This is a genomic window from Cyclobacterium salsum (assembly GCF_010119245.1).
Lineage (GTDB): Bacteria > Bacteroidota > Bacteroidia > Cytophagales > Cyclobacteriaceae > Cyclobacterium > Cyclobacterium salsum.
Genome location: NZ_WNKG01000004.1, coordinates 270,206 through 282,561, shown reverse-complemented (window position 1 = coordinate 282,561; position 12,356 = coordinate 270,206). Strand labels below are relative to the sequence as shown.

At 47.3% G+C, this 12,356-nt stretch carries 12 protein-coding genes and 1 tRNA gene; 7 read left to right on the top strand and 6 right to left on the bottom strand.

The genetic code is table 11. The annotated features are described in order from the left end of the window. The first annotated feature begins 3 nt into the window (after positions 1 to 3). On the top strand, positions 4 to 675 hold the full coding sequence (locus GJS45_RS08520; RefSeq protein WP_162341050.1) for a class I SAM-dependent methyltransferase: 672 nt from the start codon (positions 4 to 6) through the stop codon (positions 673 to 675). Here the strand turns inward: GJS45_RS08520 and GJS45_RS08515 are convergent. The 6 genes from GJS45_RS08515 to GJS45_RS08490 form a co-directional block, all read right to left on the bottom strand. After that, positions 624 to 1,976 (bottom strand): alkaline ceramidase, encoded by a 1,353-nt coding sequence (locus GJS45_RS08515; protein WP_162341049.1) that lies wholly within the window; start codon positions 1,974 to 1,976, stop codon positions 624 to 626. The genes GJS45_RS08520 and GJS45_RS08515 overlap by 52 nt on opposite strands. Positions 1,977 to 1,979: 3 nt before the next feature. Next, on the bottom strand, positions 1,980 to 3,149 hold the full coding sequence (locus tag GJS45_RS08510; protein ID WP_162341048.1) for an AIR synthase related protein: 1,170 nt from the start codon (positions 3,147 to 3,149) through the stop codon (positions 1,980 to 1,982). Between the two features lie 44 nt (positions 3,150 to 3,193). Continuing rightward, positions 3,194 to 5,143 carry an OmpA family protein gene (locus tag GJS45_RS08505; RefSeq protein WP_162341047.1) on the bottom strand — a complete coding sequence of 650 codons (1,950 nt, stop codon included), beginning with the start codon at positions 5,141 to 5,143 and terminating at the stop codon, positions 3,194 to 3,196. Between the two features lie 23 nt (positions 5,144 to 5,166). Next, positions 5,167 to 5,655, bottom strand: a complete 489-nt coding sequence (locus GJS45_RS08500) for a hypothetical protein (protein WP_162341046.1) — start codon at positions 5,653 to 5,655, stop codon at positions 5,167 to 5,169. A gap of 176 nt (positions 5,656 to 5,831) precedes the next feature. Next, a complete protein-coding gene (locus GJS45_RS08495; RefSeq protein WP_202928057.1) occupies positions 5,832 to 6,632 on the bottom strand; it encodes a (Fe-S)-binding protein in 801 nt (266 codons plus the stop codon). Beyond that, positions 6,625 to 7,974: a (Fe-S)-binding protein gene (locus GJS45_RS08490; RefSeq protein ID WP_162341045.1), complete on the bottom strand. Its 1,350-nt coding sequence runs from the start codon at positions 7,972 to 7,974 to the stop codon at positions 6,625 to 6,627. The genes GJS45_RS08495 and GJS45_RS08490 overlap by 8 nt, the downstream gene beginning before the upstream one ends. An 88-nt stretch (positions 7,975 to 8,062) precedes the next feature. Here GJS45_RS08490 and GJS45_RS08485 point away from each other — a divergent pair. The 6 genes from GJS45_RS08485 to GJS45_RS08460 all read left to right on the top strand — a co-directional run bounded on the left by GJS45_RS08485 (position 8,063) and on the right by GJS45_RS08460 (position 11,943). Next, a tRNA-Phe gene (locus GJS45_RS08485) sits at positions 8,063 to 8,135 on the top strand. Positions 8,136 to 8,458: 323 nt separating this feature from the next. After that, positions 8,459 to 8,902, top strand: coding sequence for an RNA polymerase sigma factor (locus GJS45_RS08480; protein ID WP_394366580.1), 444 nt, complete (start codon positions 8,459 to 8,461; stop codon positions 8,900 to 8,902). Continuing rightward, the gene (locus GJS45_RS08475; RefSeq protein WP_162341043.1) at positions 8,892 to 9,356 is read left to right on the top strand and encodes a hypothetical protein; all 465 of its coding nucleotides are present in this window, start codon (positions 8,892 to 8,894) and stop codon (positions 9,354 to 9,356) included. Before GJS45_RS08480 ends, GJS45_RS08475 begins: the two co-directional genes overlap by 11 nt. Next, entirely contained in the window at positions 9,349 to 9,885 is a 537-nt protein-coding gene (locus GJS45_RS08470; RefSeq protein WP_162341042.1) for a DUF4252 domain-containing protein, read from the top strand. The genes GJS45_RS08475 and GJS45_RS08470 overlap by 8 nt, the downstream gene beginning before the upstream one ends. A 45-nt stretch (positions 9,886 to 9,930) precedes the next feature. Continuing rightward, positions 9,931 to 10,419, top strand: a complete 489-nt coding sequence (locus GJS45_RS08465; protein ID WP_162341041.1) for a DUF4252 domain-containing protein — start codon at positions 9,931 to 9,933, stop codon at positions 10,417 to 10,419. 369 nt (positions 10,420 to 10,788) lie between these two features. After that, the gene (locus GJS45_RS08460) at positions 10,789 to 11,943 is read left to right on the top strand and encodes a DUF4221 family protein (RefSeq protein WP_162341040.1); all 1,155 of its coding nucleotides are present in this window, start codon (positions 10,789 to 10,791) and stop codon (positions 11,941 to 11,943) included. Positions 11,944 to 12,356: the final 413 nt, after the last annotated feature.

The following is a 12,356-nucleotide window of genomic DNA, read 5'->3' as shown; positions in this document are numbered from 1 at the left end:
TTTATGCCGAAAGAACGAGTTCCCGATCACTACTTTCTACTGGCACCTTTCTATGAGTTTTTCGCCAAAAGGGTAATTGGTCCCGATTTTCAGCGAAGCAAGCAAGCATTTTTGGCCCGGATACAAAAAGGGGATACCGTGCTGGTATTGGGCGGCGGCACCGGCGCCATTCTTCCCCAAATCCTGAACCAAATCGGAAGTACCGGGAGAATTCTCTATCTGGAGGCCTCCGGATCCATGATTAAGCGAAGTAAGCAAAAAGTGGATCGGCATGCTTCCAGGCAGATTCAGTGGATCCATTCGGCGCGCTTTGAGGAGCTTCCCCCGGTAAATTCGGATGTAATTATTTCCCAATACTTTCTGGATGTGTTGCCCGATGAAAGTATTGATCAATTGTTTAAGGAAATGGATAGCAGGGTTCATTCGGAAACCAAATGGATCTTTACGGATTTTTTTCCGAAAGCAAATCGGAAGTGGTTACTTTCCTTCCTAATTTTAGTATTTCGATTGCTCGCCCGGCATTCCCGAAAGGACCTGCCGGATTACACTTCCTTTTTCCAGAAATGGGGCTGGGAGCCCGTGCATCGAATCCCTTTTCAACAAGGGTTTTTTCAAGCCATTTGCTACAAGCCTGCCCCCAAATCAATTAATTCGCCAATTACCTCTTTAAAGTAAGCACCATTATAGGGGCCATAGAAATTCATGTCCCTTACCTCGTAGTAGTCTTCCTGATAATACTTGTCTGGCGTAATGTATCCGATATACCCCCCATTGAACGTAGTAATGAACAGGTTCATCCCCAGATCGGCAGCTTGCTTTTCCCAGGCCTCGTAAAACACGCCGGAAACCTCGCCTGAAGAGGAAATAAAGAGGGTATTGCCAATCTTTATCAGGTCAAAATGAGCCGGGTAATCCCCGATGGCCCAATCAAAAAGCCAGGGCCGAATTCGCCAATCATTGCTAATCCGAAAATGGGGTTCGCGAAGTTGTAAAGGTAGTTTTGCAGCAAAAACACCCTTTTCGTCTGGTTCACTGATTTCCTCCCGGTTTTGGTCTACCATGGAATCCAGTTCGGCCGCATAGGTTTTGACGCTCTTGACATCATTTCCCTGAATGTGGGGGCGATGACTACCCACGGCTCCTGCTGCGAAAAGAACAAGTTCATGTCGTTCTTCGAGTTTTTGTGAAAAGTAGAAGGGATAATCTCCTGATAGCCCCATAAAGCGACTGCTCAGACAGGTGGCATGTGCACTGAAGGTGACCAGACTTGCGCTTTTACCGGCCTGATTCCTAAGTGTCAGTTGACGGATATAGGGGTCCACGGGGTCGGTTGCTACCAATCGGTTGGTGACAAAATTTCCGGCGTTACTTTTTCTATAGTCAAGTTGCACCGTATCCATTTGCACTAGGGCATCCTGCAGGGCTTGGAGGGTGCTTGCGGAAATCAGATCCACCAGGTCTTGGTTCCAGCCTCCCAGCGCCAGGCTTCCTACAGGGCCGGGAATGGTACCACCCATCCCGCTATGGGTGTGTGTGGCGGTAAAATAGACATGGTCTATCGGAATGGCACGCTCTTCAATTTTTTTCCGCAGGGTTTCTGCCAGCCTGGGGTGAATAATGAGTAATTCGTAGTTTAAAAAGGCTATCTTGAAATCGCTGTTCCCGAGGACTATTGCTTTGACAAAGCTACTGTCCTGGACGAATTCATAATTGCCTCTGGGCCGATAGGCTACCAATGGTGCCGGCGTGGCCGGGGTCATGTTGGCCTTTGCCCAGCCCCCTAGTAGAAAACCCTGGTCGGAGCCCGCCACGGGCAGACTGGCCAGGGTAGCCATGGTTTCCTTGTAGTATCCCTTTTCCTGATAGGGTGTCCAGTCTACGGTCGTAACAGTGGCCAGAATAAGCAGCAGAAAGAATCCGGCCAGGTACAGCAAAAATTTAGCAATGGCTATTATGGAAAGGCGTAGCAGCGGCATGGCTTAGCCCTCATAGGTATATGTTCCGTGTTTGCCGCTAACGGTCACCTTTTTTCCCTGGTAATCGGTGACCCGACCAATAATCCGGGCTTCCACGCCAAACTCAGTCGCCAATTGAATGACTTCTTCCGCTACCTTCTCTTGGAGGTATACTTCCATCCGGTGGCCCATATTGAAAACTTTATACATTTCCTTCCAATCAGTGCCACTTTCCTGTTGAATGATCTTAAAAAGGGGAGGAGTATCGAAGAGGTTGTCTTTGATTACATGCAAGTCTTCAATGAAATGCAGCACCTTGGTTTGAGCTCCGCCGCTGCAATGTACCAGGCCATGAATTTCAGAACGGTGCGTTTTGAGCAAGGCGGCGATTATCGGTGCATAGGTGCGGGTGGGAGAGAGGACCAATTTGCCCATATCCAGGGGGGTACCGGGGGCGGGGTCGGTTAAGCCAAAGCTACCTGAATAAACCAGCTCTTTTGGTACCTGCGGGTCGAAACTCTCAGGAAACGCTTTGGCAATGCTTTTTCCAAATACATCGTGGCGGGCGGAGGTAAGTCCATTGCTTCCCATGCCGCCATTGTATTCGGATTCGTAGCGGGCCTGTCCAAAGGAGGCCAACCCTACGATCATATCACCTGCGGCAATCCGGTCATTGGAGATGACATCGTTCCGTTTCATCCGGCAGGTAACCGTGCTATCTACGATTATAGTACGCACCAGGTCTCCGACATCGGCGGTTTCTCCTCCCGTCAATAGGGCATTTACGCCATGATCTCGCAACATTTGAAGCACTTCCTCGGTGCCGTTGATGATGGCTGAGATAACCTCGCCGGGGATCAGGTTTTTATTTCTGCCGATGGTGGAGGAGACCAGAATATTATCGATGGCTCCCACGCAAAGCAAGTCGTCAATGTTCATGATGATCGCATCCTGAGCGATTCCTTTCCAAACACTCAGGTCTCCGGTGGCTTTCCAGTACAGGTAGGCAAGGGAGGATTTTGTACCTGCCCCGTCGGCATGCATGATATTACAATAGTCAGGATCATTGCCCAGGATATCTTCGACGATTTTACAAAATGCCTTGGGAAACAGTCCTTTATCCAGATTGGAAATGGCCTTGTGTACGTCTTCCTTGGAGGCCGATACCCCGCGTTGCATATACCTTTCGTTCATAACCTTGGCTTTGAAAAAACAAACAGGCCGCAAATATACGGATTTTACTCGGTGATTTCTATCACCTTAAACTCGGTTCGACGGTTTACCTGGTGCTCTTCCTCCGTTTGGGCATTTTCGATAATCAGCTGCTGCTCGCCGTAACCCCTGGCTTCCAGTCTGGAGGGATCGATACCTTGGGAAACAATGTATTCTACCGCTGATTCAGCCCTTCTTTGAGACAGGTCTTCGTTATAGGCATCGCTTGCCCGCGCATCGGTGTGGCTGCTTAGCTCTATCCGGATTCCGGGATTGTCTTTCAGGATTTTAACCAGTTTATCCAGCTCCTGTGCCGCATCCGGCCGGATTTCTGCCTTGTCCAGGTCATAGTAAATATTTTCGAGGACAATGGCCTTTTCCAGAACCAACTGTTCCAAAAGGATGGTCGTATCCAGTGTAATATTGGTTACTTCCTGGATGAGGTCCTCCGGGGCTGGCGTTTTGCCAACCGTACTATAAGGAATGCTCTGCGTAAAATAGCCCGTTTTGGAGGCAATCATGGTGTATTCTTTTTCAGGTTCTAAGGGAAAGCGTAGTCTCCCACTTTGGCTGGAGAAATTACCATCGATCGTCTGGTTGTCATCATCATACAGTACCACCCGGGTTTGGGGAAGTACCTGCTCTTCCCCATTCTCCAATCGTTCTTTGGTGACCACATTCAGCAATACGTTGACCACCTTGGGGGGAGGTGTCATATCTTTGAAATAATAGATATCATCGTCGCCTTTACCACCGGGTCTGTTGGAAGTAAGGTAGCCCTCCTCAGGGTAATCGGTGAAAAAGATTCCAAAATCATCGGTGATGGAATTAAAATTAGGGCCGAGGTTCCTTACTGTAATCGAACCGTTTTCCTCTTTGGCTACAAACAGGTCCAATTTTCCGTATCCCGGATGTCCGTCGGAGGAAAAATAGAATTCGCCGTTGGGAAGCGGTCTGGGAAATAGTTCATTACCAGGGGTATTGATTTCAGGCCCCATGTTTACCACATTACCAAAATCGCCATTCGCAAGCTTAGTGGACCGATACAGGTCGATGCCCCCATATCCTTCGGGTCGGTTGGAGGCAAAGTAGAGGGTGTCTCCGCTTGCGCTGAATGCCGGAGTGGAATTCCAGTATTCAGGTTCACCGTTGACAGGCATAAAGATGGGTTCGGTAAAGCCCCCTCCTCTGAAATAGGAGGCAAAAAGGCTTACCTCCGGAATGACACTTTTAGAGGCAGCATTTCCCCTGGCGTAGATAATGGTATTTCCATCAGGGCTGATTGCGATGGCACCCTGGTTTAATCCGGTTTCATTTTGAAATTCCGGTAACGTTTGTACATTTTGTACATCCACCTTAATGCCCTCTGCCCTGGCCCGGAATAATCGGGTGTAGCCCTGACCGGTAGCCGGGTAGAGATCTCCGGCACCTCTGGAACTGGTAAAATACAGGTAGTTTTCACTCAGCACGGGGGCATAATCAATGCCTGATGTATTGAGCAATTCGTAATTTTCCAGTTCGTGGTTGGGCCAGATGGGTTCAATTTCAGACAGGGCATCAATATTTTTAACCTCTTTTTCTGCAAGAGCGATTTTTTCATCGTCCATGGTCAGGGTTTTGGCCGCCTCAAAAGCAACTCTTGCCGAATCGTACTCCCCTTTCCCCTTTAGGCTTTTTCCCTTGTAATACTCACTTTCAAACGTCGCGTTATCCTCAGAAACCTTCTGGTAATAGGTTGCTGCTTTTTCGATTCGGTTAGAAAGCCGATAGCTCTCGGCGATAAAAAGGTTTGCCTCGTTATTTTCTGGCTCCTTTTCTAATAATTTGGAAAAGGTACTGATGGCCATCTGGTATTCCCCAGCACTAAATTGGTTTTGGGCTTTCTGTTGCAGACTGGTACAGGATACCTGGAGAAAGACCACCATCAGCGGCAGCCAGAAGGCGGGGTGAAGGACAGAAGACGTTGCTTTTTTCATACGAAATGAGTTCCCTAACGAAATTAGTGGGCGAAATATTTTTTCAACCAACTGGATTCAGCCGGTATCAGCCATTCATTGTTCAAATCGGCTATTTTATTGACACCGGGGTTGAAAACCTTACTGCCAGGCTGCAACTGACCCTCCTGAATATGGGTTTTGATTTCCGGCAAAAATGCCACATTGACACCCGACTCGCTCAGGTACGATACTTTGCCGCTATCCAATAGGTTGACGGAAAGCTGCGTTTCGATTTCTCTTAGCACCCGAACCGAACTATCGATGGAGCAGCCACTGGCTCCCAGCTGGCCCTCATCCACGGCCAGCACTATAAACTGGTCGAATTTGATGTCAAAAGATGTCGGCATCTGTGAACCGTGACTGTTCCATTGATTACAGAAACTAACCAATTTGGAAATGATCCAGGTTTTTTCTTCCTCCTTAAAAGGTCTATTTGCCTGGTATACCCATACTCTGGCTTCTTCCGACATTTCTTCAAAAGGTACATACATGCCTGATTTCCTTTAGTTTAGTTGTTAACGCTTTCTATAGATCCTGCCTGTTTGGCAGATCCTGTAGAATTAAACGTAATTTGAATTTATTATGATACAAAATAGGGATTAAGATCCACTAAAAAACGCAATTAACCAAAAGAATGTTGCCTCAACGGCAACAACTCTGGTTTTACTTACCCTGACAAACCCTGGTCTTTGGCAATGAGTTCCGCCAGGTCAAGGACCTGAACGTCTTTTTCTTTATCTTTGTTTTTAATCCCGTCAGCCATCATCGTCAGGCAAAACGGACAGCCTACAGCAATCGTTTTTGCTCCAGTTTGCAGGGCCTCCTCCGTTCGTTCTACGTTGATGTCTTTGCTACCTTTTTCTGGTTCCTTAAACATTTGCGCCCCTCCGGCACCGCAACAAAGGCCTTTGCTCCGGCAGCGTTTCATCTCTACCAGCTCCATATCCAGTGCTTTGATCACATCCCTAGGTGCTTCGTACACGTCGTTTGCCCGGCCCAGGTAGCAGCTGTCATGAAAGGTAATTCGTTTGCCTTTAAAGGTTCCGCCCCCTTTCATTACAATTTTCCCCTCCTGAATCAGCCCCTGCAAAAACTGGGAATGGTGCATTACCTCGTAATTGCCTCCCAGCGCTGGGTATTCGTTTTTCAGGGTATTGAAGCAATGCGGGCAGGCTGTGACGATCTTTTTGATCTGATAGCCATCCAGCACCTGAATATTGCTGATGGCTTGCATTTGAAAGAGAAATTCATTGCCTGCTCGTCGGGCGGGATCCCCGGTGCAGGTTTCTTCCTCCCCCAGCACGGCAAAATTGATCCCGACTTTGTTCAGTATTTTTGTAAAGGCAAGGGTTACGGCCTGGTATCGTTCGTCGAAGGAGCCCGCGCATCCGACCCAAAAAAGCACTTCGGGCATTTCACCTGCGGCAGCCTTTTGGGCCATGGTGGGAACTTGATAGGTATTACTCATTATTCGTTGGTTTCTTTTCTTCCTGATTTAGTTTCGATGCCCAGTTGAATCGGTCGGTCGGGGGGAATTTCCAGGGGGCAAAACTGGTTTCTACGTTTTGAAACATCGCGTTCCACTGAGCGGGACTGCCACTTTCTTCCATAGAGGTGTATCGCCTCAACTCTAAAATGATGGACAAAGGATCAATATTTACTGGACAGGCTTCCACGCAGGCATTACAACTGGTACAAGCGTTGATTTCTTCCTGGCTGATGTAATCACCAAGTAGCGATTTACCATCGTCATTTCCATCCTTCCCGGAGGCTTTAGATTGGCTGATTTCCTCTGCCCTGTCCCGGGTGTCCATCATGATTTTACGTGGAGAAAGTTTTTTCCCGGTGATGCTGGCGGGGCATTCGGCCGTGCAGCGGCCGCATTCGGTGCAGGAAAAGGCATTCATGATCTGGACCCAGGAAAGGTCGGTGACATCCTTTGCGCCGAACCTACCTATTTCTGACTGATCGGTCGCTTCGGGAGGGGCCTGTAGTCCCAGCATGGATTTCACCTCCTGTGTGACCACTTCCATGTTCGGCATTTTTCCTTTGGGCTCCAGATTGGAATACCAGGTGTTGGGAAAGGCCAGAAATATGTGCAGGTGCTTGGAGTAGGTCACATAGATGGCAAAGCCTAAAATACCGATGATATGAAACCACCAGGCAAAGCGTTCCAAAAATAGCAGGGTACCGCTGCTCAACCCCTCAAAGAGACCCTGAATGCTGCTGCTAATCCACAGCCCTCCTAATGGAATGTACCCTTCTACGCCACGATAGGCAAGTAATTGATCGGTAGCATTCATGGTCAGAATGGCGATCATAAGCAAGATTTCAATCCATAAAATCAGGTTGGCATCTAATCCAGGCCAGCCTTTCAGCTCGGCCGAACTCAACCGGGGAACGTTCATTAGATTTCGTCGGACCAGAAAAGCGACACAGGAAATCAAAACCCCTAAAGCGAGCAGTTCAAATACATTCATGGCCAGGGTATAGAAGCCTGCCAGTGCTGAGGCGAAAATACGGTGGGTACCGGCCAGCCCATCTATGATAAACTCCAATACCTCCAGATTGATCACGATAAAGGAAACGTAGATTATCAGGTGCAATAAGGCAGGTCCGATTCGCTTAAACATTTTCTGTTGACCGAAGGCTACCAGGGCCATGGTTTTCCATCTTTCTTTGGGTCGGTCGTTTCGGGCAAGGGGCCTTCCCAGCAGAATGGTCTTTCGGATATAGCTGATTCGCTTATATAAAATAAACCCTGCTGCGCCCAGAACCAATAAAAAAAGGATTTGCGGTAAGCTGCTCATAGTGAATGTATTACTCGTATGCCTCTATTTTTTTATTAAAATCGTTTGTACAAAAGTAACAAATACCTACCTTTGCAACACTTTCAGCGGTGATGTAGCTCAGTTGGTAGAGCATCGGACTGAAAATCCGTGAGTCGGTGGTTCGAGCCCACTCATCACCACTGGCCCTGGTTTCGACCAGGGCTTTTTTTTTGCCTTTTTTTTAATTTTAAAGCTATATTCGGTCCTGCTGTCGTTTTTCATTTCAGTGGCAAATTAATAAATAGTACCGATGCATACTATTATAAATGCATTAATCAACCCGGCAGAACGGCAGTTGTTCAGTTTTTCAGTACTTTATAAAAGGTTGAACCCGTTTGAAAAATGAATGCCGAAAAAAAAATTTCTCCAAAGCTGTAACATTTCCCTGCCGACTTCATCCTATACATGAATGAGCACTTTTTTTGAAGCAACGATATGGCCGCTACGAAATAAACTGTACCGTATGGCGTATCTCCGAACGAAAGACCGGGATGCAGCCAACGATGCCGTTCAGGAGGCCTTTTCGAAAGCATGGGTACACCGTCACAGCCTCGAGCGGATGGAGAATCCCGTGGGATGGACGGTGAAGACCCTCAAAAATCAAGTGCTTCACCAGTTTCGGAACGAAAGCAGAATGGAACCCCTGGAAAATCAGGAGGAAACGCTTCACGAAGATCCGGTCGAATCCCAGGAAGACAGCCACTCGGTGAAATTGGTGTTTCGCTTTTTGGATGCCTTGCCCGCTAAGCAACGGGAGGTGTTCGAATTGCGGGAAGTGGAAGGGTTGACCTATGAGGAAATCGCCGGTTACCTGGAGATTTCACCCGAACAGGTAAAGGTAAACCTGCACCGGGCCAGAAAGAAGCTCAGGGAATTTCTAATGAAATGTAAGAACGATGAACGATAGATTAGATCAATTACTGGAGAAATACTGGGAGGGAGCGAGTTCCCTGTCGGAAGAAGAAGAGATGAAAGCGCTGTTGGAGCAGGTGCCGGGATACGAGCAGGAAAAAGCATTTTTTCTGGAAGTAGCAGCGATTAAAAAGTTGAAATCGACGATATCAGCTAATCCTGATTTCAGGGAGATGCTACCCCCTGAAAAGCGTGGATTTGTGAGAAGCTGGATGAAAATAGCCGCGACGGTAATTTTGCTGGCCGGTTTTGGCTTCATGATTCAGCAATATCAGGTGCAGCAGGAAAAAGAAGCGCAGGCCCAAGCCTATTTTGAAGTTATGGAGGCCTTTAGCCTGATCCAACAGCATCTGCATAAAGGAGAAAGGCAACTGGAGGTCATGGATGATCTCAAATATCTGAATGCACCCCACCAAATGTTCAACCTTAACGACTTACAAAATGATTAGGAAGTCAATTAACCTATTAATACCCATGATGCTGGTTCTTGGTAGCCTGCAGGCACAGGAAAGTGCCATTGAAAAATTTTATTCCAAGTACGTGGAGGACGAGCGCTTTTCCCGGGTCTATATCAGCCCTAAAATGATGCAGATGGCGGGTGGTTTTTTGAATTCCAACAGCGTAGAGGGCGATGAAGATGCAGACGACATGCTAACCCTAATCTCCAAAGTAAAGGGAATTCGGATTTTGTCCGGCGAGCAGGTGAATGGATTGAACATGTTTGAAGAGGCCATCGGCCTCCTTAACCGCAACCAATACGAAGAGCTGATGGACATCAAAGACAAGGGCAGCTCTCTGAAATTTATGGTAAGGGAAGAAGCTGGCCGGATAAAAGAACTGCTGATGGTTTCGGGGACGATGGAAGAATTTACCCTCATGAGCATGCTCGGGGATTTTACCTATAAAGACTTGAACATGTTATCTGAAAAAACCAACCTTCCAGGTATGAAGGAATACGGGCAGGGCAACAAAGAATAAGTTTTGAAAAATTTACGTATCGATTACACATTCAACTACACAATCATGAAAAATGCACTGGCTATTGTCTCTCTTTCTCTTTTATTTTTACTCCCATTAAGCCTATTTGGCCAGAGTAAAAGCGTGGACCGGCTCTATAATCAATACAAAGGGGAGGAATCCTTCTTCCACCTGGATCTGGCGGGTAACTTCCTGGATTTTGCCAAGGGCTGGGACATAGACATTGAAGAAGCGAACCTGTCTGCCATCACAGAGAGCATCGAACGGGTCAAGCTCTTCAAGCTGCCGGTAAGTGGAAATCAGGCACGATTGGATTTCAGAAAGTTGGCGCAGGGACTCGAGCGGGAAAACTACGAACTGATGATGGAAGCAGAAGAAAAAGACAGCGGCGTATCCATTTATGCCCTGGGACAACGCAGCATGAAGGGTTTGGTGCTGCTGATCCGTTCCAATGAGGATGCCGAGTACCTCGTGATTGAGTTGGAAGGACAGTTCGACCAAAAGGCCCTGGCCAAGGTTGGGAAGGGGATTTGATACTTTCTGCCCACTCCTGGAAAGGCGGGGTCGGAAAACCGCAATCTTATAAAACCCTTGAGGTCTTCGAGACCTCGAGGGTTTTTTTCGTGTACGTTCTTCGAAAAGAATACGGGGTTGGGGAAACCCCAAAGGTCGATGTCCATAACCGTTGAGGTCTTTGGGACCTCGACGGTTTTTTTCGTGTACGTCCCGCGAAAAGACCTTCGGGGTTTGGGAAACCCCAAGGGTCGATGTCTATAACCTCGACCGTTTCATTTCGTAAGATCTCTGGCAATGACTCCATTTGACAGGATTTTTTTTGTCGAGAGGAATTTTCAAGCCCGCCATTTTTTTCGTATTTTTTCTATTTCAATCATCTTACAGCTCATGAAGCAATTGTTGTTCTCCTTGGTATTCCTGTTTTTGGCAGCTTGTGGATCCGACGATTCCTCCGGTGAGAACGGTCGAGCGCCAAACTTAAATTTTACACTGGATACGGTTCAGATTGATGCCAGGGGAGAAATCCTGTTTCTGAATGCCGGCTTGCGTTCCGCGGTCCTCACGGAGGACAAACGCTACCTGTACAACCTGAATCGCCAGGCCTATACCATCGAAAAAATCGATTTAACTACCTTGGCACTGGAGACCTTGCTACCGTTTGAAAAAGAAGGGCCGGATGGCATTGGGGGATATTCCCTGGGGCTGAGACTGGTGGACGGGGATCGGTTTTTGATGTCCGGGTACGGCAATCATGCCCTGTTTGACAGCAACGGCAAAAAACTGGCCGATGTAGGCCCGGAAACAGTCCCTGCCTATGCATCGGAAAGGGAAGAAGGAAACGTACTGTTCCCGTTGCGATTGCCGGAGACCCGGTCGGCCTATGCCGGGGTATATATCATTCCCGGAGAACGGGAACCGCAGCTAATGTTCTGGGACACGGAAGAAAAAACGTATCGGAAAGTAAGGAACCCCTTGCTGGAGAAGTCCACACAGTACCAAACGGACTTTGACGATGGGACAACGGCTTTATTTATAAGCGGCGGAGAATACCTGGAAGTGGTAAATGATAGGGTTTTGCTGGGCTTAAACGGAAGTTCAGATCTCTATATACGTGAACCGGGGCAAGAGGAATTTCATAAAAAGACCTTCGAAAACGGTTGGATTCCCCGGGAAAAGGAGGCCGTCTTTCCTGAAAAAATAAACGATAGGGGCTTATTCCAAGAACTGTATAAGAAAGCTACGGAAGAGATTTCCTACAATAAGCCCATTTGGGACGAAAGTCGAAAGGTTTATTTTCGGTTTTCCTACAAGCAGCAATACGGCATTGCAAACACCAGTCCTTCGGATGGTCTTTTTCCCAAACCTACGGGTGCCAGCGTGTACCTCACCATCTATGATGCCGATTTTAATTTGCTGAGAGAGACTGCCGTTCCTGAATTGGATCGGCCACCGTCCTACCACTTCGCCAAAGACGGCCAAATCTGGATTTTTGAGAATCTGGAAGATGAGATGGGCTTTGTAAGGTTGAGTTTCGATTTGTGATTTCGGATGGTTTGTAGGTTGTTAAAAAAAGGAATCTGAACCATATAAGGCATAGAAGAACATATAAGGAATTTTTTTAGTTATTTTGGTTGTTTTGGGATCTTATAACCCGACGGAAGGCATAGATAATTGGTGAATAAAGTAACCCGGGAAACTTCACCCTTATAATCCCTTATATCTCTTATATGGTTAAATAAAAGGAGAAACCATATAAGGCATTGAAGGACATATAAGGGGTTTTAATGTAATTCTGGGGGTGTTTGAGATATATCTTCTAATGGTAAAATTATTCCTTGCCGTGTTTTATTTTTAATCCTAAATCGCTGACAAATTTGGTGTAACGTTTTTTTGTGAGATAGTTAGCCACAAACCAGTCTAGGTATTCCGGCAGTTTACCACCCAGGTAATAGGGT